The 20,452-nt window shown below is 66.5% G+C and carries 15 protein-coding genes; 11 read left to right on the top strand and 4 right to left on the bottom strand.

The features are described from left to right. Nucleotides 1–46: 46 nt before the first annotated feature. On the top strand, nucleotides 47–421 hold the full coding sequence (locus GTP90_RS03480; protein ID WP_161082189.1) for a MerR family transcriptional regulator: 375 nt from the start codon (nucleotides 47–49) through the stop codon (nucleotides 419–421). Nucleotides 422–430: 9 nt separating this feature from the next. Here the strand turns inward: GTP90_RS03480 and GTP90_RS03475 are convergent, their stop codons facing one another. After that, complete coding sequence (locus GTP90_RS03475; RefSeq protein ID WP_161082188.1) at nucleotides 431–652, bottom strand: DUF3820 family protein; 222 nt, start codon at nucleotides 650–652, stop codon at nucleotides 431–433. Between the two features lie 110 nt (nucleotides 653–762). Here GTP90_RS03475 and GTP90_RS03470 point away from each other — a divergent pair, with 110 nt between their 5' ends. The 6 genes from GTP90_RS03470 to GTP90_RS03445 all read left to right on the top strand — a co-directional run bounded on the left by GTP90_RS03470 (nucleotide 763) and on the right by GTP90_RS03445 (nucleotide 8,447). Further along, complete coding sequence (locus GTP90_RS03470) at nucleotides 763–1,059, top strand: hypothetical protein (protein ID WP_161082187.1); 297 nt, start codon at nucleotides 763–765, stop codon at nucleotides 1,057–1,059. Between the two features lie 148 nt (nucleotides 1,060–1,207). Next, nucleotides 1,208–3,124, top strand: a complete 1,917-nt coding sequence (locus tag GTP90_RS03465; RefSeq protein ID WP_161082186.1) for a M61 family metallopeptidase — start codon at nucleotides 1,208–1,210, stop codon at nucleotides 3,122–3,124. A gap of 103 nt (nucleotides 3,125–3,227) precedes the next feature. Continuing rightward, entirely contained in the window at nucleotides 3,228–4,439 is a 1,212-nt protein-coding gene (locus GTP90_RS03460) for an MFS transporter (protein ID WP_161082185.1), read from the top strand. A gap of 79 nt (nucleotides 4,440–4,518) precedes the next feature. After that, nucleotides 4,519–5,964, top strand: coding sequence for a sodium:solute symporter (locus GTP90_RS03455; protein WP_161082184.1), 1,446 nt, complete (start codon nucleotides 4,519–4,521; stop codon nucleotides 5,962–5,964). A gap of 49 nt (nucleotides 5,965–6,013) precedes the next feature. Beyond that, a complete protein-coding gene (gene sppA / locus GTP90_RS03450) occupies nucleotides 6,014–7,909 on the top strand; it encodes a signal peptide peptidase SppA (RefSeq protein WP_161082183.1) in 1,896 nt (631 codons plus the stop codon). A 1-nt stretch (nucleotide 7,910) separates the two neighbouring features. Beyond that, nucleotides 7,911–8,447, top strand: coding sequence for a GNAT family N-acetyltransferase (locus tag GTP90_RS03445; RefSeq protein WP_161082182.1), 537 nt, complete (start codon nucleotides 7,911–7,913; stop codon nucleotides 8,445–8,447). Here GTP90_RS03445 and GTP90_RS03440 read toward each other — a convergent pair. The 3 genes from GTP90_RS03440 to GTP90_RS03430 form a co-directional block, all read right to left on the bottom strand. Beyond that, entirely contained in the window at nucleotides 8,416–9,687 is a 1,272-nt protein-coding gene (locus GTP90_RS03440) for a sensor histidine kinase (RefSeq protein WP_161082181.1), read from the bottom strand. The genes GTP90_RS03445 and GTP90_RS03440 overlap by 32 nt on opposite strands. Further along, nucleotides 9,687–10,409 carry a response regulator gene (locus tag GTP90_RS03435; protein WP_161082180.1) on the bottom strand — a complete coding sequence of 241 codons (723 nt, stop codon included), beginning with the start codon at nucleotides 10,407–10,409 and terminating at the stop codon, nucleotides 9,687–9,689. Before GTP90_RS03435 ends, GTP90_RS03440 begins: the two co-directional genes overlap by 1 nt. Nucleotides 10,410–10,474: 65 nt before the next feature. Beyond that, nucleotides 10,475–10,945, bottom strand: a complete 471-nt coding sequence (locus GTP90_RS03430) for a Spy/CpxP family protein refolding chaperone (protein ID WP_161082179.1) — start codon at nucleotides 10,943–10,945, stop codon at nucleotides 10,475–10,477. Nucleotides 10,946–11,195: 250 nt separating this feature from the next. Here GTP90_RS03430 and GTP90_RS03425 point away from each other — a divergent pair, with 250 nt between their 5' ends. From GTP90_RS03425 to GTP90_RS03410, 4 genes are read left to right on the top strand one after another with little or no spacing between them, the layout of a single operon-like run. After that, nucleotides 11,196–12,542, top strand: coding sequence for an efflux RND transporter periplasmic adaptor subunit (locus GTP90_RS03425; RefSeq protein WP_161082178.1), 1,347 nt, complete (start codon nucleotides 11,196–11,198; stop codon nucleotides 12,540–12,542). Then, on the top strand, nucleotides 12,539–15,649 hold the full coding sequence (locus tag GTP90_RS03420) for an efflux RND transporter permease subunit (protein WP_161082177.1): 3,111 nt from the start codon (nucleotides 12,539–12,541) through the stop codon (nucleotides 15,647–15,649). The genes GTP90_RS03425 and GTP90_RS03420 overlap by 4 nt, the downstream gene beginning before the upstream one ends. Further along, nucleotides 15,646–18,969, top strand: a complete 3,324-nt coding sequence (locus GTP90_RS03415; protein ID WP_161082176.1) for an efflux RND transporter permease subunit — start codon at nucleotides 15,646–15,648, stop codon at nucleotides 18,967–18,969. The genes GTP90_RS03420 and GTP90_RS03415 overlap by 4 nt, the downstream gene beginning before the upstream one ends. Continuing rightward, on the top strand, nucleotides 18,966–20,393 hold the full coding sequence (locus GTP90_RS03410; protein ID WP_161082175.1) for an efflux transporter outer membrane subunit: 1,428 nt from the start codon (nucleotides 18,966–18,968) through the stop codon (nucleotides 20,391–20,393). Before GTP90_RS03415 ends, GTP90_RS03410 begins: the two co-directional genes overlap by 4 nt. The last annotated feature ends 59 nt before the right edge of the window (nucleotides 20,394–20,452 follow it).

The following is a 20,452-nucleotide window of genomic DNA, read 5'->3' as shown; positions in this document are numbered from 1 at the left end:
TCCACGGTCAAGCGCTGTCCGCGTTTCGACAGGAAGGGAAGCGGTAATGCGTATTGGAGAAATTGCGTCGCGGGCCGGCGTGTCGCGCGACACGGTCCGGTTCTATGAACGCATGGGTCTGCTCAACGAGGCGGCCCAGCCGCATCTGAGCAACAACTACAAGGAGTATTCGCCGCTGGCCTTGCGGCGCATCGAGCTCATCACGCACGCCAAGGCGCTGGGCTTCACGCTGAAGGAAATCGCCGATGTGATCGGCGCCTGGGAGCGGCAGGCGCTGGCGCCAAGCGAAAAGCGCTTGCTGATCCGCGAAAAAATCCGTGAGGTGGAAAACAAGGCGCACTCGCTGGCCGTGCTGCGCGTCGCGCTGTCCGAGGCCCTGGACAAGGTGGAAAGCGGCTGCAGCGACGAACTGCCGGCCTAGCCAAGCCGTTTATCGTAGCCGGGCCTGGCGCAGCGGATCGAGCAGGCTGCGCAGGTCATTGTGGTCGAGCTCGTACATCAGCGCGATCAGGCCGCCCAGTTCGCCGGAAGGAAAGCCCTCGCGCGCGAACCAGCCCAGGTAGTGGCCGGGCAGGTCGGCGATGACGCGGCCTTTGTATTTACCGTAAGGCATTTCACGCGTCAGCAGCAGGGCAAGTTTTTCGGAATTCATCGGGGCGGAGCGGTACAATTGGGTTGCTATTTTAACTATCTTCACTCTAGCCGAAAAGGACTGTCATGACATTCAAATCCGTTTTGCTTCTTTGCGCACTGGCCGCGCCCATGATAGCGCAAGCCGATCCGCAGCCCATCCCCGCTGCCAAGCGCGCCTACATCGGCGACTGGAAGGGCAAGGACATGGAGCTCAATATCGAAGCGAACGGCAAACTGCACTACAAGCGCAACCAGCCGGGCAAGAACCTCGACCTCAACGTCGACATCCTCGATTTCAATGGCGATAACTTCGACGTGGGTGTCGGCATCCTGCGCAGCACCTTTGTCGTCACCCAGCCGCCGCACCTGCAGGACAAGAAGATGAAGATGACCGTGGACGGTGTCGAGCTGACCAAGGCGGAATAAAAGCGACACGTCGGCAGCGGACGTCCGGCGGACACCGCTGGCCGCGCAGCGGACGGCGCTGCGCCCATGCTTGCCCGTGGGTTCCGCTTTTTTCGACTGGCATGCATTTTGCGGGTGAAGAGGTTTCGATTCCCAGTGCACTCTCGACATGAAAATTCTGCCACTCGCTTTATTGGCCGCCATAGGGATCGCGGCGCCCGTCTACGCCAGCGTGGGCCCGCAGCCCGTGCCCGACGCCGCCGGGATTGAAACCCCGCGCGACCGGCCCTTTCGCGGCACCATCCAGCTGAAGGTCGACGCGACCGACACCGTCCACAAGATATTCCGCGTCCACGAAACCATTCCGGTGCAACAGCCCGGCGCGATGGTGCTGCTGTATCCGCAATGGGAAACCGGCAGCCACTCGCCCACCCAGGAGGCGGCGCCGCTGGCCGGCCTGGTGATCAAGGCCGGCGCGCGGCGGCTGGACTGGCGGCGCGATCCGGCCAACCCGTTTGCCTTCCGGCTCAGCGTGCCGCCAGGCGTCCGCGAGCTGGACGTCGAATTCCAGTTTCTCCCCGGCCTGCACGGCCCCAAGCTGACCTCTCCGCACATGTTGACGCTGCCTTGGCACAAGGTCGCGCTGTATCCGGCGGGCTGGTTCATCCGCAATATCGCGGTGCAGGCCGAGCTGGCGCTTCCCAGGGATTTTCAATACGCCACCTCGCTGGAAACGGCGCACGCCGCCGCCAATCGCGTCACGTTCAAGCAGGCCAATTTCGAAGACCTGGTCGATGCCCCGGTCTATGCCGGCCTGCACTACAAACGCCTCGACCTGACCGCGGCGCCCTCGGTGCCGGTGCGCCTGAATTTGTTCGGCGATTCCGATGCGGCGCTGGAACTGCCGCCGGAATGGCTGGCCCGGTTCAAGACCATGGTCGCCACGGTGCCGCAGCTGTTCCGCTCTCAGCACTATCGTCATTTCGATTTCCTGATGTCGCTGTCCGACGTGATGCAGTCCGGAGGCGGCTATGAGCACCAGGAATCCACCGAGATCAATGTATCGGCCGGCTATGCGAGCAATCCCGGCGAGCAGATGTTCCTGGCTAACCTGATCGTGCACGAGTTCGCGCACTCCTGGAACGGCCGCACGAGGCAGCCGGCCGATCTGTGGTCGCCCAACCTGAACCTGCCGATGCGCGGCAGCCTGCTGTGGGTCTACGAAGGGCAAACCGAGTTCTGGGCCGACGTCATGGCGTCGCGCCTGGGCATGCGCACGGTGCAGCAAGGCCTGGATGCGCTGGCGGAGACTGCCTCGCTGATGAGCGAGCGCAAGGGGCGCCAGTGGAAATCGCTGCAGGACAGCACCATCGACGCGCTGTATGTACCGGGCAAGCAGGTGAACTGGCGTGACTGGCAACGGAGGGAAGACTACTATCCCGATGGCGTGCTGCTATGGCTGGACGTGGACATGCTGCTGCGCGAACTGAGCGGCGACAGGAAAAGCCTGGCGGATTTCGCCGCCGTGTTCTTTGGCGCGGGGCAGAACAGCCGCACGATCTCGACCTACACCTTCGACGATGTCTGCCGAACCCTGAACCGCATCGTGGCCTACAACTGGGCGGAGTACTTCACCAGCCGCCTGAACGCGCACGACGATACCCATCTGCTGGACGGTCTGCAACGCGGCGGCTACCGCCTGGTCTACACCGACCAGCCCAGCGAGTTCTTTGTGCAGCATGAGGCGGACTTGGGCGGCGCCGATCTTTCCTCATCGCTCGGTGTCGTCATGGGGCGCGGCGGCGCGGTCAAAAGCGTGGCCTGGGATGGTCCGGCATTCCGCGCCGGGATCAGCATCGGCGCCAAGCTGCTGTCCGTCGGCAAGCAGCCGTACAGCGATGAAGCCTTGAAACAGGGGATACGCTCGGCCGCCGCCAGCAGACAGCCCATCGAGTTGACCTTCGCGGCGGACGGTGCCGAACATGCGGCCAGCATCGACTATTTCGGATCGCTGCGCTACCCGGCGCTGGAGCGGATCCCTGGCGCGGTCGACCGCCTTACCCGGCTGTTGGGCAAGATAGAATGATGATTATTGCCTGTGGAGCAAATATCATTACCACTTTCGTGTCTATTTCCCGGTAAAGAAAATCCCGATACTGCATGACATTAACTTTTCAGGAGTGAATGTCATGCCTATTGCCTTGCTGGCGCTGACCATCAGCGCGTTTGCCATCGGGACCACCGAGTTTGTCATTGTCGGCCTGCTGCCGACCATCGCCGCCGACCTGGGCGTGAACCTGCCGTCGGCCGGCCTGCTGGTTAGCCTGTATGCGCTGGGCGTGGCCGTCGGTGCGCCGGTGCTGACCGCGCTTACCGGCAAGGTGCCGCGCAAGATACTGCTGCTGTCGCTGATGGTGCTGTTCACCCTCGGCAATCTGCTGGCGTGGAAAGCGCCCGGCTACGAATCGCTGGTGGCCGCGCGCATCCTCACCGGCCTGGCGCATGGCGTGTTCTTCTCGATCGGCTCGACCATCGCCACCTCGCTGGTGCCGAAGGAAAAGGCCGCCAGCGCGATCGCCATCATGTTCACCGGCCTGACCGTGGCGCTGGTGACCGGCGTGCCGCTGGGTACCTTCATCGGCCAACACTTCGGCTGGCGCGAGACCTTCCTGGCCGTGTCCGCGCTGGGCGTGCTGGCCTTTGTCGGCAGCCTGCTGTTCGTGCCGTCGACCATCAAGCACAGCAAGCCCGCCTCGCTGCTGCAACAGGTGAAGGTGCTGGGCGAGCCGCGCCTGCTGCTGGTGTATGCGATCACCGCGCTCGGCTATGGCGGCTCGTTCACGGCCTTCACCTATCTGGCGCCGATCCTGCAGGACGTGACCGGCTTCAGCGCCAACACGGTCGGCCTGGTGATGCTGGTGTACGGCGTGTCCGTCGCGGTGGGGAATATCTGGGGCGGCAGGCTGGCCGACCGGCGCGGCCCGGTCGGCGCGCTGAAGATCATCTTCCTCGGCCTGGCCGCCGTGCTGTTCGTGCTGAGCTTTGCGGCGCCGTACAAATGGCTGGTGCTGGCGACCGTGCTGTTGTGGGGCGCGGTGGCCTTCGGTAACGTCGCCGGGCTGCAAGTGTACGTGGTGCGGCAGGCCGAGCACTTCACGCCGCATGCCGTCGATGTGGCCTCGGGCTTGAACATCGCCGCGTTCAACGTCGGCATCGCCGGCGGCGCCTGGGGCGGCGGCCTGATCGTCGATCATCTTGGCCTGGTGCATACCGGCTGGGCCGGCGGCCTGGTGGTGCTGAGTGCCCTGGGCCTGACCGCGCTCAGCGGCCGCCTGGACCGCCTGAACCCGCGTCCGGCCAGCGTGGGCGGCGAGAAGTCCATCCACGCCGTCGCCCACTAAAACGGGGACCGGCCGCGCAGTGGGCGCGGCCGGTGTATATTGGCGGCGAATTGAACCACTTGCCGCTGGATTTCCCCTCATGTCTGCTGTTTCCCTGTTTTGCCTGGTCTTCGCCTATTTCTGCTTGCTGCTGCTGGTAGCCTGGCGCACCTCCCGCAACGCCACCAACGAAAGCTTCTTCATCGGTAACAAGCGCAGCAACTGGATGCTGGTCGCGTTCGGCATGGTGGGCACCACGCTGAGCGGCGTCACCTTCGTCAGCGTGCCCGGCGCCATCGGCCGCGACGGCTTTGGTTACGTGCAAGTGATACTGGGCTACGTGCTGGGCTACATCGCGGTAGCCTATATCCTGCTGCCTCTGTACTACCGTCTGAAACTAACCTCGATCTACACCTATCTCGAGCAGCGGCTGGGCCCGCGCTCCTGGCAGAGCGGCGCCGCCTTCTTCATCCTGTCGCGCACCCTGAGCGCGTCGGCGCGGCTGTACCTGGTGGTGAACATCCTGCAGGCGGCCATCCTCGACAGCCTGGGCGTGCCGTTCTGGCTGACCACGCTGGCCATCCTGGCCATGATCCTGATGTACACCTACCAGGGCGGCGTCAAGACCATCGTCTGGACCGACATGCTGCAGACCGCCGGCATGCTGCTGGGGCTGGCGGTGTGCGCCGGCTGGCTGCTGGGGCAGATGCACCTGAGCCTGCCCGACAGCCTGGCCGCGATGGACGCGCGCGGCCTGACGCATGTGGTCACCACCTCGGTCGACAGTCCCGCCTATTTCTGGAAGCAGGTGCTGGCCGGCTTCTTCATCGTGCTGGCGATGACCGGCATGGACCAGGAGATCATGCAGAAGAATATCTCGGTCCAGACGCTGCGCGATTCGCAGAAGAACATGCTGCTGTTGACCGTGGTGCTGACCTGCGTGCTGTTGCTGTTCATGTTCCTCGGCGGCCTGCTGCACCTGTACGCGCCCACGGTGGGCCTGGCGGCGGCCGGCGACAAGCTGTTCCCCGCCGTGGTGATGCAGCACATGCCGGCCGCCGTGCAGCTGGTCTTCTTCATCGGGCTGGTGTCGGCGCTGTTCCCCAGCGCGGATGGCGCCATGACCGCGCTGACCTCGTCCTTCTGCATCGACATCCTCGGCATGCAGCGCCGCGCCGACCTGCCGGAGGCGGCCAAGGTGCGCCTGCGCCACCACGTCCACCTGGCGTTCTGCGCGCTGTTCCTGCTCTTGGTGCTGCTGTTCAAATGGGTGGACAACGCCAGCATGATCGGCCTTGTGTTGAAGCTGACCGGCTATACCTATGGTCCGTTGCTAGGCCTGTTCGCCTTCGGCATCCTGACCCGCCGCGCCGTGCGCGACCGCTGGGTACCGCTGGTGGCGCTGGCCGGCCCTGTGTTGTGCTACGTCATTGATTCCAATCAGAAATTGCTCTTTGGCAGCTACCGTTTGGGCCTGGAGCTGCTTATCATGAACGGATTGCTGGTGTTTGCCGGGCTGCTGCTGATTTCTAAACCGCGACAGTAACGTTGGCATGCAGTATCATTCTTGTAACACGTAATCAACTGGAGTATTAATGAGCAGATCCCCGTTTTCCTACCTCCGCAGCGGATTCGCCTTTTTCTGGCGGGCGCTGGATACCGGCCGCCGCACGGTGCTGAACGTGTTGTTCCTGTTTGTGCTGGTCGTGCTGGGGTACGCGATCTTCTTCGGCGGCGCCAAGCCGCTGGCGCCCAAGACCACGCTGGTGCTGAACCTGAGGGGCCAGCTGGTCGAACAGTCCAGCGGCAACGCGCGCGACGCGCTGCTGACCAGCGTGCGCGGCGGCGAGAACCACAAGATGATGCAGCTGCGCGACGTGCTGTCCGTGCTGGAGACGGCCGCCAAGGATCCCGAGATCACCGGCGCCGTGCTGCTGACCGACGAGATGGAGGGCGGCGGCCAGGCCATGCTGCGCGAAGTGGCGGCCGGCATCGACCGCTTCAAGGCGTCCGGCAAGCCGGTGGTGGCCTGGGGTTCCAGCTACGACCAGCGCCAGTACCTGCTGGCCGCGCATGCCAGCGAGGTGTATCTGCACCCGATGGGCATGGTGCTGCTGGAAGGCTTCGGCCGTTATCGCAACTACTACCGCGACGCGCTCGACAAGCTGGGCGTGACGGTCAACCTGCTGCGCGTGGGCACCTACAAGAGCTTCGGCGAACCGTATATCGCCAACGGCCCTTCGCCGGCCGCGGTCGAGGCGGAGGCCTACCTGAACAACGCGCTATGGGCTTCCTACACCGGCGACGTCGAGAAGGCGCGCAAGCTGCCGGAAGGCCAGGTCATGAAGACCATCAACGACCTGCCGGCCCAGGTGGCCGCTGTCAACGGCGACCTGGCGAAGGTGAGCCTGTCGGCCAAGTGGGTCGACGGCCTGAAGACCAAGGATGAGGTGCGCGAGATGATGGTCAAGCGCGGCGCCCTCGACGCCGAAGGCAAGAGCTTCCGCCAGATCAGCTTTGACGACTACCTGGCCCGCGTGCACACCAAGCTGACCGGCGACGCCATCGGCGTGATCGTGGCGCAGGGCGAGATCAGCGACGGCAGCACCGGTCCCGGCGCCATCGGTGGCGATTCGACCTCCAAGCTGATACGCGCCGCGCGCGAGGACGACCATATCAAGGCCGTGGTGCTGCGCGTCGATTCGCCTGGCGGCAGCGCCTTCGCCTCGGAGCTGATCCGCCGCGAGCTGGAACTGACCCGCGCCGCCGGCAAGCCGGTGGTGGTCTCGATGGGTAACGTCGCCGCGTCCGGTGGTTACTGGATCTCGATGGCGTCCGACGAGGTGATCGCCGAGCCGACCACCATCACCGGCTCGATCGGCGTGTTCGCCATCCTGCCGACCGCCGACAAGGTGATCGACAAGCTGGGCATCCACACCGCCGGCCAGCCGACCACCTGGCTGGGCGACGCCGGCAATCCACTGCGTCCGCTGGACCCGCGCTTCGGCCAGGTCATCCAGGGCAGCATCAATCACGTCTACGCCGAGTTCACCGGCCGCGCGGCCAAGGCCCGCAAGACCACGCCGGAGAAGATCGACGCCGTGGCGCAGGGCCGCGTATGGACCGGCGCGGAGGCCAAGGAGCGCGGCCTGGTCGACACGCTGGGCGGCTACGGCGACGCGCTGAAATCGGCCGCCAAGCGCGCCAAGCTGGCCGACTACCGCGTGGTCTACATCGAGCGCGAAACCAGCAAGTTCGATCGCCTGATCGAGATGGTGGGCGGCTCGGCGGCGCATGCGGTTGCCCAATCTGTGGCACAGTCGGTGGCGCAGGCCGTCGGCGCGGAGCTCAAGCTGGGCGTGGCCGCCAGCACCGGCCTGCCGCCCAACGCGGCCACCGGCATCGTCAACGACCTGGGTTGGCTGTCGGAGATCACGACGGCGCACAAGCCGTTCACCGCGATCACGCACTGCCTGTGCGAATCGCCCTGATATGAGCGGCGAAATCGCCATCCGCACCGCAGTGCGCGGCGACGAGGAGGCCTTGTCCGCGGTGGGCAAGGCCAGCTTCCTGGAGGCGTTTGCCGGCATCCTCGATGGCGGCGACATCATCGCCCATTGCGAGCGCCAGCACGCGGCATCCGTCTATCGCGACTGGCTGGATGACGGCGACATGCGCATCTGGCTGGCCGAGGCCATGCCGGGCAGGGCGCCGATAGGCTACCTGGTGCTGGCGCCGGCCAAGCTGCCGGTGGCCGATCCGCATGCGGACGACCTGGAAATCAAGCGCATCTACCTGCTGCACCGTTTTCACGGACAGCGCGTCGGCAAGCGTTTGATGGAGGCGGCGGTGGCTGAGGCGCGCATGCGCGGCGCGGGCCGCGTGCTGCTGGGCGTCTACGCGGGCAACGACGATGCGCTGGCGTTCTACCAGCGTTGTGGTTTCCATCGCATCGGCCAGCGCACCTTCCGCGTCGGCGACACCGATTACGACGACATCATTTTGGCGTTGCCGCTAACGGCAGCGTAATCTCGAAACTGCCGCGGCCATCGGGCATGCGCACGCAGCGGGCCTCGCCGCCGTGGCGGCGGGCGATCTGGCGCACCAGTGCCAGGCCGAGGCCCGCGCCGCTGTTGTCGCGCGTGCCGCGACGGCGGTAGAACGGTTCGAATACCCGTTCGAATTCCTCTTCCGGTATCCCCGGGCCACTGTCCCAGACCGCCAATGTGGCCTTGCGTTCGTCGCAGGCGACGGTGACGTGCGCCGGCGGCACGCCGTGGCGGCGGGCGTTCTCCAACAGGTTGCGCAGCAGCCGGCGCAGCAGGCGGGGATCGCCTTGCATCACGGCGGAGGCGCCGTTGAGCACCGCGTCGTCGTAGCGCGCGCATTCTTCCGCGGCCAGCGCCAGCAGGTCCAGTTCCTCCAGCTCCGCGTTGTCGTGCGTGGCGCCCAGGCGGCTGGCCAGCAGGATCTCGTCCAGCAGGTCGTTCAATTCGGCGATGTCCTGTTCCAGGCCGGCGCGGCGCTTCGGATCGACGCCGTCCTTGATCAGCTCCAGCGCCAGGCGGATGCGCGCCAGTGGCGTGCGCAGCTCGTGCGAGGCGTTGGCCAGCAGCGTCTTGTGCGCGCCCACCAGCTGTTCGATCTGGTCGGCGGCGCGGTTGAAGCTCTGCGCCAGCCGCGCGATTTCGTCCTTGCCCTCGACCGGCACGCGCGCCGTCAGGTCGCCGGCGCCCAGCGATTCCACGCCTTGCTGCAGGCGCTCCAGGCGCTTGGTCAGGCGCCGCACCAGCGGGAAGGCGGCGATGCCGATGGCCAGCGCGAGCAGCAGCAGGGCGTTGTGCAGCATGGCCTTGGGCCGCGTGAAGCCCAGCGGCTCGCTGGACAGCAGGCGGCGGCCGTCCGGCAGCCGCACATAGGATTCCGGCGGCGGGCCGCCCATCTCGTGTTGGCGCCAGCGGTGGCCGGGGATGGGCGCGCCGATCACGGCCAGCGGTTCCCAGTTGCGGCTGTAGAGCGTCATGCGCGCACCGAGGCCGGCGGCCATGTGCTCCAGCGCGGCCTGCTGCGCGGCCGGCGGCGCGTCGGCCGGCGCCAGCGCGTTCTGGATCACCATCGCCAGCGTGGCGTTGGAGCGCTCCAGCGGGCCGCCGCTGCGGTTCCACACCATCACCACGGCCAGCGCAAACAGCAACAGGCTGACCAGCAGGGCCACGTAGAAGCGGAAGTAAAGGCGCGGCAGGCCCCAGCTGAAGCGCGGCCCGGCCATCAGTCCTGCACCTTGGCGAACAGGTAGCCCGCGCCGCGCACGGTGATGATGCGGCGCGGCTTCTTGGGATCGTCCTCGACGGCGGCGCGGATGCGCGACATGTGGACGTCGATCGAGCGGTCGAAGGCTTCCATGGCTTCGCCCTTGAGCAGTTCCATCAGGCTGTCGCGCGAGAGCACGCGGCCGGCGTGGCGGGCTAGCACCAGCAGCAGGTCGAACTGGTAGGAGGTCAGCTCGCAGGGAACGCCGTCCAGCCGCGCGGCGTGGGCGGCCGGGTCGATCTCCAGCCGGCCGAAGCGCAGGAACTCGGCGGTGTGTTGCGGTGTGTTGTCCGGCTGGTGGCGGTGCTCGACGCGGCGGCGCAGGATGGCGCGCACGCGGGCCAGCAGCTCGCGCGGCTCGAATGGCTTGGGCAGGTAATCGTCGGCGCCGATTTCCAGGCCGATGATGCGGTCGATGGCGTCGCCGCGCGCGGTCAGCATCAGCACGGGAATGTCGGATACTGCGCGCAGCTGGCGGCAGACATCGAGGCCGTCCATATCGGGCAGCATCAGGTCAAGAATCACGGCGTCGACGTCGCCGGCCGCGATGTACTCCAGCGCCGCGCGGCCATTGGGGGCGTGCGTGACGCGGAAAGCCGCCTGGCTCAGATACTCGGTGAGCATCTCGGCCAGGCGGGGGTCGTCTTCGACCAGCAGGATATGGTCAGGCATGGGGTTCATGGTTGAGGTTCACGCGGACCATTCTACGGACAGGCGACCGGCTTCACAAGGCGGCTTGGGACGGCTTAGCCGTGGTGCCCGTGGCGTTCGTGCATCTGGCCCAGGTGGTCCGCCAGCTTCTGGCGCTGCGCCGGCGTAAGGGTATCACCTACGTCCGCCAGCAGCTGCACCAGCCGCTTGGATGCCTGGTCGGCCAGCGCCACGCCTTGTGCGCGGGTGGTTTCAAGCGCGGCGCGGTCGATGGCGGCTGCGGACATCTGCTGCATCACCTGCTGGTGGATCTGGTGCAGCTGCTCGTGCATCGGCTTGATGTCGGCCATGGCGGCTTTCACCAGCGGCTCGATCCTGGCCTTCTGCGCATCGGTGGCGTCGACTTCGACGTACAGGTGCTTGAGCATGCGGTCCATATGGGCGCTGGCGTCGATGGCGGCGTGCGGCCCGCCCATGTGGCGCTCGACAGCGAATGCGCCGACTCCGACGACCAGTGTGGAACCCAGCAGGAATGCGGCGATGGTTTGGCGGTTAAAGATACTCATGTTCTATCCTCGTTTGGTTGATGTGGGAGACAACGAGGCCAGTGTGCACGGCCCGCGTGAAGCGGCGATGTCGCGTTGGTAAAGATATGTAAAGCGGGATTAACGCAAAGCCTGCAAAGTCCTTGATTTGTAGCGAGTTTGTAACCGTGGGGGGCGAGTGACTTACAGCGGCGGGGTGCCTGTGCTAGAGTCCACGCATTGATCGCCATGGTGGGTTTGCCATGGACACGCACGCCTAAAAAGGACAAAGATGGATACACCGACCAAGCCGAATCAGACCGCCGTTCCACCGCAGCGCAGCCGCCGTTCCAAGGTGGTCGGCAGCGTGATCGCCGTCGCCGCCATGGCGGGGCTGGGCGGACTGGCGTGGTACCTGACGCATCAGCCGCCCAGCACCGGTGCGCCTGGAGCGCCGGGCGCGGGCGGTCCTGGTCCCGGCGGCCCTGGCGGTCCCGGTGGTCCAGGCGGCGGCCGTCGCGGCGGCCCGGCCACCACGGTGGGCGTTGCGACCGCCGAGAAGGCGGACATCCCGGTCACGCTGGAGGCGCTAGGCACGGTTACCGCGGCGGCCACCACAACGGTGCGCCCGCAAGTGTCGGGCATCCTGCAGCAGGTGCTGTTCAAGGAAGGCCAGATGGTCAAGGCCGGACAGGTGCTGGCGCAGATCGATCCGCGCCAGTTCGAGATGGCGCTGCTGCAGGCTTCCGGCCAACGCCAGCGCGACGAGGCGCAGCTGGAAAACGCCAAGCTCACCTTGAACCGCTATCGCACGCTGCTGGGCCAGGACTCGATCGCGCGCCAGGATGTGGATACGCAGTCCGCATTGGTCAAGCAGCTGGAAGGCACGGTGATGACCGATCGTGCGCAGGAAGGCACGGCCAAGCTGAATCTGGGCTACACCAAGGTGATCGCGCCGATCACCGGCCGCGTGGGCCTGCGCGTGGTCGATATCGGCAACCTGGTGGGTTCCGGCGATGCCAACGGCATTGCGGTGATTACCCAGCTGTCGCCTATCGATGTCGAGTTCTCGATCCCGCAGGATAGCGTGCCGATGGTGATGCAGCAGGCGAACGGCGGCGCGCAGATGCCTGCCATCGCGCTGGACCGCACGCGCACCAATGCGCTGGACAACGGCAAATTCTCGGCCATGGACAACCAGGTCGATGTGCAGACCGGTACCGTGAAGGCCAAGGCGCGCTTCGCCAACGCCAAGTCGACGTTGTTCCCGAGCCAGTTCGTCAACGTGCGGCTGGAACTGCGCACGATCAAGGATGCGGTGATGGTGCCGGTGACGGCGGTGCGCCATGGCGCCAACGGCGATTTCGTTTATGTGCTGAAGGCCGACAAGACGGTCACCATTCGCCCGGTCACGCGCGGCCAGGCGACGGTCGACAAGGTGCAGATCGCCAGCGGCCTGCAGCTGGGCGAGCAGGTGATCACCGAGGGCGGCGATCGCCTGAAGGAGGGCGCCAGGGTCACGCTGCCGGGCGAAGGCAAGGGCCGTCGTGACGGCGCGGCTTCCGCAGGTGCGGCCTCCGCTCCGGCGGAAGGCGAGCGTCGTCATCATCGTAAAGAACAGGGCGCGGCACAACAATGAGTCCATCAGCACCCTTCATCCAGCGGCCGGTAGCGACATCGCTGCTGATGCTGGCGATCGTCCTGGCGGGCATCGTCGGCTTCAAGTTCCTGCCGCTGTCCGCGCTGCCGCAGGTGGACTTTCCCACCATCCAGGTGCAGACGCTGTACCCCGGCGGCAGTCCCGAAGTGATGGGCCAGACCGTGACCGCGCCGCTGGAGCGCCAGTTCGGCCAGATGGCCGGCCTGCAGCGCATGAGCTCCACCAGCGCCGCCGGCGTTTCCATCATCACGCTGCAGTTCGGCCTTGGCCAGACGCTGGACGTGGCCGAGCAGGAGGTGCAGGCCGCGATCAACGCCGGCGCCTCGCTGCTGCCGACCGACCTGCCGGCGCCGCCGGTCTACGCCAAGGTCAACCCGGCCGACGCGCCGGTGCTGACCTTGGCCATCACCTCGGACACGATGCCGCTGACCGAGGTGCAGAACGTGGTCAACACCCGCCTGGCGCTGAAGATCAGCCAGGTGTCCGGCGTCGGCCTGGTCACGCTGAGCGGCGGCCAGCGTCCCGCCGTGCGCATCCAGGCGGACACCAACGCGCTGGCGTCCTACGGCCTTGGCCTGGACACGCTGCGCACCGCGATCACCGCCGCCAACGCCAACGGCGCCAAGGGCAGCTTCGACGGCCCGACCCGCGCCTACAGCATCAACGCCAACGACCAGCTGGTGACGGCCAAGGATTACAAGGACCTGATCCTGGCCTACAAGAACGGCGCCCCGGTGCGCCTGGCCGACGTGGCCACCGTCAAGGACAGCGCCGAAAACGTCGAACTGGGCGCCTGGTCCGGCAACAAGAAAGCCATCATCCTCAACGTGCAGCGGCAGCCCGGCGCCAACGTCATCGCGACGGTCGACGCCATCAAGGCGCGCCTGCCGGAGCTGCAAGCCGGCCTGCCGGGCGCGATGAAGGTCGAAGTGCTGAGCGACCGCACCACCGGCATCCGCGCCTCGGTCGAACACGTGGAGACCGAGTTGCTGCTGGCCGTGGTGCTGGTGGTGCTGGTGATCTTCGCCTTCCTGCATAGCCTGCGCGCCACCGTGATCGCCAGCCTGTCGGTGCCGATTTCGCTGATCGGCACCTGCGGCGTGATGTACCTGCTCGGCTATAGCCTGAACAACCTGTCGCTGATGGCGCTGACCATCGCCACCGGCTTCGTGGTCGACGACGCGATCGTCATGATCGAGAACATCGCCCGCTACATCGAGGAAGGCGAAACGCCGATGGCCGCCGCGCTCAAGGGCGCCAAGCAGATCGGCTTCACCATCATCTCGCTGACGGTGTCGCTGATCGCCGTGCTGATTCCGCTGCTGTTCATGGGCGACGTGGTGGGCCGCCTGTTCCGCGAGTTCGCGATCTCGCTGGCGATCACCATTTTGATTTCCGCCGTGGTGTCGCTGACGCTGGTGCCGATGATGTCGGCGCGCTGGCTCAAGAGCCACGCCGAAGAGAAGCCGGGCCGCTTCGCACACCGCTTCCAGCAGTTCTTCGACTGGGTGATCAACCACTACGACCGTTCGCTGACCTGGGTGCTGAACCACGCCGGCCTGACGCTGCTGGTGGCCTTGGGCACGCTGGCGCTGACGGTGCTGTTGTACGTGGTGATTCCGAAAGGCTTGTTCCCGACCCAGGACACCGGCCAGCTGCAAGCGCGCCTGGAAACCGGCAAGGCGGTTTCGTATGCCAAGATGGCGGACCTGCAGCAGCAGGCCGCGCGCCTGATTCTGGAAGATCCCGATGTCGGCACGCTCAGCTCCGTGGTCGGCGTGGATGCCGCCAACAACACCATGCTCCATACGGGCAGCATGCTGATCAACCTGAAGCACCAGCGCACCGGCAGCCAGCAGGCGACCATGGATCGCCTGCGCCAGCGCGTGTCGCAGATTCCCGGCCTGACGCTGTACCTGCAACCGACCCAGGACCTGACCATCGACGCCGAATCCGGTCCGACCCAGTTCCGCGTGTCGATCGAAGGCGCGGACAACGCCACCGTCAACCAGTGGGCGACCAAACTGGCGGAGCAGATGCGCACCAAACATGAACTGCGCAACGTGGTGTCGGACGTCGGCGCCAGCGCCAACGCGGCCTACGTTAGCGTGGACCGCGACAGCGCCTCGCGCATGTCGATCACCGCCGCCTCCATCGACGACGCCTTGTACAGCGCCTTCGGCCAGCGCATCGTCTCGACCATCTTCACCGAGACCAACCAGTACCGCGTGATCCTGGAAGCGCGCCGCGACGACATCACCACCCCGGCCGACCTGGGCAACCTGCAGATCCGCACCGGCTCCGGCAAGGCCACGCCGCTGTCGGCGGTGGCCTCCATCAGCGAACGCGCCGCGCCGCTGCAGGTGACGCACGTGGCGCAGTACCCGGCCACCACGCTGGGCTTCGACACGGCGCCCGGCGTTTCGCTCGGCACGGCGGTGGACTCCATCAAGCAGGCCGCCGCCGAGATCAAGTTCCCTGCCTCGGTCACGCTGACCTTCCTTGGCGCGTCCGGCGCCTATCAGAACTCGCTGTCGAACCAACTGTGGCTGATCCTGGCCGCCGTGATCTGCGTCTACATCGTTCTGGGCGTGCTATATGAAAGCTATATCCACCCGCTGACGATTTTGTCGACGCTGCCGTCGGCCGGCGTGGGCGCCTTGCTGGCGCTGCTGGTCAGCGGCCAGGACCTGGGCGTGATCGGCATCATCGGCATCATTCTCTTGATCGGTATCGTCAAGAAGAACGCCATCATGATGATCGACTTCGCCATCGAGGCGGAGCGGGAGGAGGGCAAGCCGCCGCGCGAAGCGATCCACCAGGCCGCGCTGCTGCGCTTCCGTCCCATCCTGATGACGACCCTGGCAGCGCTGTTCGCCGCCGTGCCGCTGATGCTGGGCTGGGGCGAGGGCGCCGAGCTGCGTCGTCCGCTGGGCCTGGCCATCTTCGGGGGCTTGATCGTCAGCCAGATGCTGACGCTGTTCACCACGCCGGTGATCTACCTCGGCTTCGACAGCCTGGCGCGCCGCTTCGGCCGCGGCAAGCCCGCGCAGCCGCCGGCTTCTGTTGAAGGTGGTGCGCTGTGAACCTGTCGTCGCCCTTCGTCAAGCGTCCGATCGCCACCGTCCTGCTGACGTGCGGCCTGGCGCTGGCCGGCATCGGCGCGTTCTTCGTGCTGCCGGTGGCGCCGCTGCCGCAGGTGGATTTCCCGGTCATCTCGGTCAACGCCAACCTGCCGGGCGCCAGCCCCGCCACCATGGCAAGCAGCGTCTCCACACCGCTGGAGCGCCATCTGGGCGTGATCGCCGGCGTCAACGAGATGACGTCGCAATCGAACACCGGCTCCTCCAGCGTGACCTTGCAGTTCGACTTGAACCGCAACGTGGACTCGGTCGCGCGCGAGGTGCAGGCGGCCATCAACGCCAGCCGCGTCGACCTGCCGGCCTCGCTGCGCAGCAATCCGACCTACCGCAAGGCCAATACCTCCGGCATCCCGGTGATGATCCTGGCGCTGACATCGGAAACCCGCACGCCGGGCCAGATCTTCGACGCCGTCTCCAACACCGTGCTGCAACGCCTGTCGCAGGTGACCGGCGTGGGCGACGTGGAACTGGGCGGCAGCTCGCTGCCGGCGGTGCGCGTCGAACTCAATCCGTATGCGCTGAACCGCTACGGCGTGTCGGCGGAGGACGTGCGCGCCGCCATCCAGGCCACCAACGCCAACCGTCCGCGCGGCGCCTTGCAGGGCAACGGCCGCCGCCTGCAGATCTATACCGAGTCGGCCCACGCCAGCGGCGGGCGTTCCGCCGCCGACTACCGCAACCTGGTGGTCGGCTGGCGCAACGACAGCGCGATCCGCCTGCAGGATGTGGCGCAGGTAGTCGACGGCGTCGAGGACAACAACAACCTTGGCCTGTTCAACGGCAAGCCGGCGATCATCGTCATCCTGCGTTCGCAGGCCGGCGCCAACGTCATCGAGACCGTCAACAGCGTGCGCGCGCAGCTGCCGCAGTTGCAGGCGCAGTTGCCGTCCGACGTCAAGATCGACGTCGCCAGCGACAGCACCAATTCGATCCGCTCGTCGCTGCACGAGATCGAGATCACGCTGATCATTTCGATCCTGCTGGTGGTGCTGGTGGTGAGCGCCTTCCTGCGCAGCGTGCGCGCCACCATCGTGCCGGCGGTGGCGACCGTCGTTTCGCTGCTGGGCACCTTCGGCGCCATGTACCTGCTGGGCTTCAGCCTGAACAACCTGTCGCTGATGGCGCTCACGGTGGCCACCGGCTTCGTGGTCGATGACGCCATCGTGGTGCTGGAAAATACCACCCGCCATATCGAGGCCGGCATGGACCGCTTCGAGGCGGCGCTGCTGGGCGCGCGCGAGGTGGGCTTCACTGTGCTGTCGATCAGCCTTTCGCTGATCGCCGTGTTCATTCCGCTGCTGTTCATGGGCGGCCAGTTCGGCGCGCTGTTCAAGGAATTCGCGGTCACGCTGTCGGCGGCGGTGATGATTTCGCTGGTGGTCTCGCTGACCACCACGCCGATGATGTGCGCCTGGCTGCTCAAGCCCGGCCACACGCACGCCAAGCCGCCGGGTCCTGTCGCCCGGTTCTTCGAGCGCGGTTTCGATTTCATCCTCAAGGGTTACGAGCATAGCCTGGATTGGGCGCTGTCCAGCGTGTGGCTGGTGATGCTGAGCCTTGTGTTCGTGATCGGACTGAATTTCTACCTGTTCGCTGCGATACCGAAGGGCGGCTTCCCGCAGCAGGACACGGGGCAGATCAACGGCGGCATACGCGCCGACCAGAGCATCTCGTTCCAGGCCATGCAGGGCAAGCTGCGCCAGCTGGTCAACATCATCAAGGACGATCCCGATGTCGCCACGGTGGTGGGCTTTACCGGCGGCCGGCGCGCCGGCGGTGGCTTCATGTTCATCAACCTGAAGCCGGCCAACCAGCGCACGGTGGCGGGGCAGGCGGTGATCGCGCGGCTGCGTCCCAAGCTGGCCAGGGTGACGGGCGTGAGCCTGTTCCTGAGTCCCGTGCAGGATCTGCGGGCCGGTGGGCGGCAGGCCAACTCCAACTACCAGTACACGCTCAAGAGCGACAACCAGGCCGATTTGAAGAAGTGGGCCAGCCGTCTCGCCGATGCGATGAAGGGCCAGAAGGCGCTGACCGATGTCGATACCGACCAGGCGGACAATGGTGTCGAGACCTTCGTCACCATCGACAAGAACAGCGCCTCGCGCCTCGGCCTGTCGGCGCGCGATGTGGACAACGCCTTGTACGACAGCTTTGGCCAGCGCCAGGTGGCGACCATCTACGGTGAGTTGAACCAGTATCACGTGATCATGGAAGTGCCGCGCGAGTTTGCCAAAAGCCCTGCGGCGCTGAACGACGTGCACGTGCCGTCGAAGGGCCTGCCGGCGCCGAGCGCCAGCAATCCCAATGGCGCGCCGGTGGCGCTGACGGTGGCCGCGACGGGCGCCAGCCCGGGCGGCGCTGCCGGCGCGAGCGGCACGGGCGGCACCAGCAGCACCAGCACGGCCAGCGCCACGCCGGCCAACGTCGCCGCGCCAGCGGTCAAGGATGCGTCGTCCGGTTCCGCGTTGAGCACCAAGGCCACCACCATGGTGCCGCTGTCGGCGCTGGCGACCTTTGCCGAAAGCTCGGCGCCGACGTCGATCAACCACCAGGACGGCGAGCTGGCGACCACCATCGCCTTCAACCTGCAGCCGGGCACCAGTCTGTCCGACGCGGCGGAGCAGATCAAGGCGGCCGAAGCGGAAATCGGCATGCCGAACAACGTGCGCGGCAGCTTCCAGGGTTCGGCCAAGGCCGCGCAGGACAGCAACAAGTCGCTGCCGCTGCTGATCCTGGCCGCCATCGTGGTGATCTACATCGTGCTGGGCATCCTGTATGAAAGCCTGGTGCATCCGGTCACCGTGCTGACCACCTTGCCATCGGCGGGCGTGGGCGCGGTGCTGGCGCTGCTGATCTTCAAGATGGAGTTCTCGACCATCTCGCTGATCGGCATCTTCCTGCTGATCGGTATCGTCAAGAAGAACGCGATCCTGATCATCGACTTCGCGCTGGAGGCGGAGCGCTCGCGCGGCCTGACGCCGGTGCAGGCGGTGCGCGAGGCCTGCCTGCTGCGCTTCCGCCCGATCCTGATGACCACACTGGCCGCCGCGCTGGGCGCGCTGCCGCTGGCGATCGGCTTCGGCGAAGGCTCCGAGCTGCGCCAGCCTTTGGGCGTGGCCATCATCGGCGGCTTGATCGCCAGCCAGGTATTGACGCTGCTGACCACACCGGTGGTCTACATCCTGATGGACAAGCTGCGCCGCCGCAGCCCGTCCGAACAACATTTAAGCCGCATCCACAGCGAAGCGCCGGGTACACCATGAACAAAACCGCACCAACCCTCCGTTATTCATTGATCGCGCTGGCCGTCTTGCTGGCCAGCGGCTGCGCGGTCGGCCCGGCCTACCAGCTGCCGTCCACGCCGCAGCCGGCGGCCTACAAGGAAACCGCCAGCGAGGCAGAGAAAGTGGCCGCCGGCTGGACCGCCGCCGCGCCGGCCGACATGCTGGAACGCGGCCCGTGGTGGCAGCTGTTCGGCGATCCGCTGCTGAACCAGATGGCCGACAGCATCGAGGTCTCGAACCAGAACGTCGCCGCCGCCGTCGCCAACTACGCGCAGGCGAGGGCGCTGGTGGAGCAGCAGCGCGCCTCGTTGTTCCCGACCGCCACGCTGAACGGCAGCGCCAACCGCTCCGGCGGAGGCGGCAACACGCCGACCGCCAACCAGTACCGCGCCAACATCGGCGCCAGCTGGGAGCCGGACGTGTGGGGCAAGCTGCGCGCCGGCGCCAACAACGCCAACGCCAGCATGCAGGCCAGCGCCGCCGAACTGGCGGCCGCGCGCCTGTCGGCGCAGGGCGAGCTGGCCACCAACTACTTCTCGCTGCGCCAGACCGACGCGCAGAAAGCGCTGCTGGACGCCACCACCGAAGGTTATGAACGCGTGCTGCAGATCACGCAGAACCGCTTCGACGCCGGCATCGCCGCCAAGTCGGACCTGCTGCAGGCGCAAACGCAGCTGGCCAACGCCCGCATTGACCAGGTGACGCTGGCGCGCCAGCGCGCCACATTGGAGCATGCGATCGCGGTCCTGCTGGGCAAGGCCGCCAGCGATTTCAGCCTGCCGCCGGCGCCGTGGAAGGTGGTGGTGCCCGATGTGCCTACCGGTGTGCCGTCGACGCTGTTGCAGCGCCGTCCGGACATCGCCGCCGCCGAGCGCCGCGTGGCCGCCGCCAACGAGCAGATCGGCGTGGCCCGCAGCGCCTACTTCCCCAGCCTGAACCTGACCGGCTCCTTCGGCTACGGCTCCAGCTCCACCGGCGGCTTGTTCAACGCCTCCAACAACCTGTGGTCGCTGGGCTTGTCGGCGGCGCAGACGCTGTTCGACGCCGGCGCCACCAAGGCCCGCGTCAGCGGTGCGGTGGCGCAGCGCGACGCGGCCATCGCCCAGTACCGCCAGACGGTGCTGGCCGCGTTCGCGGACGTGGAGAACCAGCTGGCCGCGACCCGCGCGCTGGCCCAGCAGCAGGACCTGCGCAAGGCGGCCTCCGAGGCGGCCGACCAGGTCGAGGCGCAGATGCTCAACCGTTACCGCGCCGGCCAGGTTGGCTACAGCGACGTGGTGACGGCGCAGAACACCGCGTTGGCCGCGCGCCGCGCGCTGGTGCAGTCGCAGGCCGACCGCCAGACCACGGCGGTGGCGCTGATCCAGTCGCTCGGCGGCGGCTGGCATGCTGCTAGCGATTAGACTGTTGTAAGGCGGGGCGTGCGCGCTTGGTTTTTGTGTGGCGTGTTTGTATAATCATC

It is taken from the genome of Duganella vulcania (assembly GCF_009857655.1).
Taxonomy (GTDB): domain Bacteria; phylum Pseudomonadota; class Gammaproteobacteria; order Burkholderiales; family Burkholderiaceae_D; genus Rugamonas; species Rugamonas vulcania.
Note: the sequence above shows the minus strand (reverse complement) of the source record. Positions and strands in the feature narration are given on the sequence as shown.

Coding starts and splice junctions, on each gene's coding strand:
- GTP90_RS03480 (WP_161082189.1), top strand. CDS start 47: ATGCGTATTGGAGAAATTGCGTCGCGGGCCGGCGTGTCGCGCGACACG.
- GTP90_RS03475 (WP_161082188.1), bottom strand. CDS start 652: ATGAATTCCGAAAAACTTGCCCTGCTGCTGACGCGTGAAATGCCTTAC.
- GTP90_RS03470 (WP_161082187.1), top strand. CDS start 763: ATGATAGCGCAAGCCGATCCGCAGCCCATCCCCGCTGCCAAGCGCGCC.
- GTP90_RS03465 (WP_161082186.1), top strand. CDS start 1,208: ATGAAAATTCTGCCACTCGCTTTATTGGCCGCCATAGGGATCGCGGCG.
- GTP90_RS03460 (WP_161082185.1), top strand. CDS start 3,228: ATGCCTATTGCCTTGCTGGCGCTGACCATCAGCGCGTTTGCCATCGGG.
- GTP90_RS03455 (WP_161082184.1), top strand. CDS start 4,519: ATGTCTGCTGTTTCCCTGTTTTGCCTGGTCTTCGCCTATTTCTGCTTG.
- sppA (WP_161082183.1), top strand. CDS start 6,014: ATGAGCAGATCCCCGTTTTCCTACCTCCGCAGCGGATTCGCCTTTTTC.
- GTP90_RS03445 (WP_161082182.1), top strand. CDS start 7,911: ATGAGCGGCGAAATCGCCATCCGCACCGCAGTGCGCGGCGACGAGGAG.
- GTP90_RS03440 (WP_161082181.1), bottom strand. CDS start 9,687: ATGGCCGGGCCGCGCTTCAGCTGGGGCCTGCCGCGCCTTTACTTCCGC.
- GTP90_RS03435 (WP_161082180.1), bottom strand. CDS start 10,409: ATGAACCCCATGCCTGACCATATCCTGCTGGTCGAAGACGACCCCCGC.
- GTP90_RS03430 (WP_161082179.1), bottom strand. CDS start 10,945: ATGAGTATCTTTAACCGCCAAACCATCGCCGCATTCCTGCTGGGTTCC.
- GTP90_RS03425 (WP_161082178.1), top strand. CDS start 11,196: ATGGATACACCGACCAAGCCGAATCAGACCGCCGTTCCACCGCAGCGC.
- GTP90_RS03420 (WP_161082177.1), top strand. CDS start 12,539: ATGAGTCCATCAGCACCCTTCATCCAGCGGCCGGTAGCGACATCGCTG.
- GTP90_RS03410 (WP_161082175.1), top strand. CDS start 18,966: ATGAACAAAACCGCACCAACCCTCCGTTATTCATTGATCGCGCTGGCC.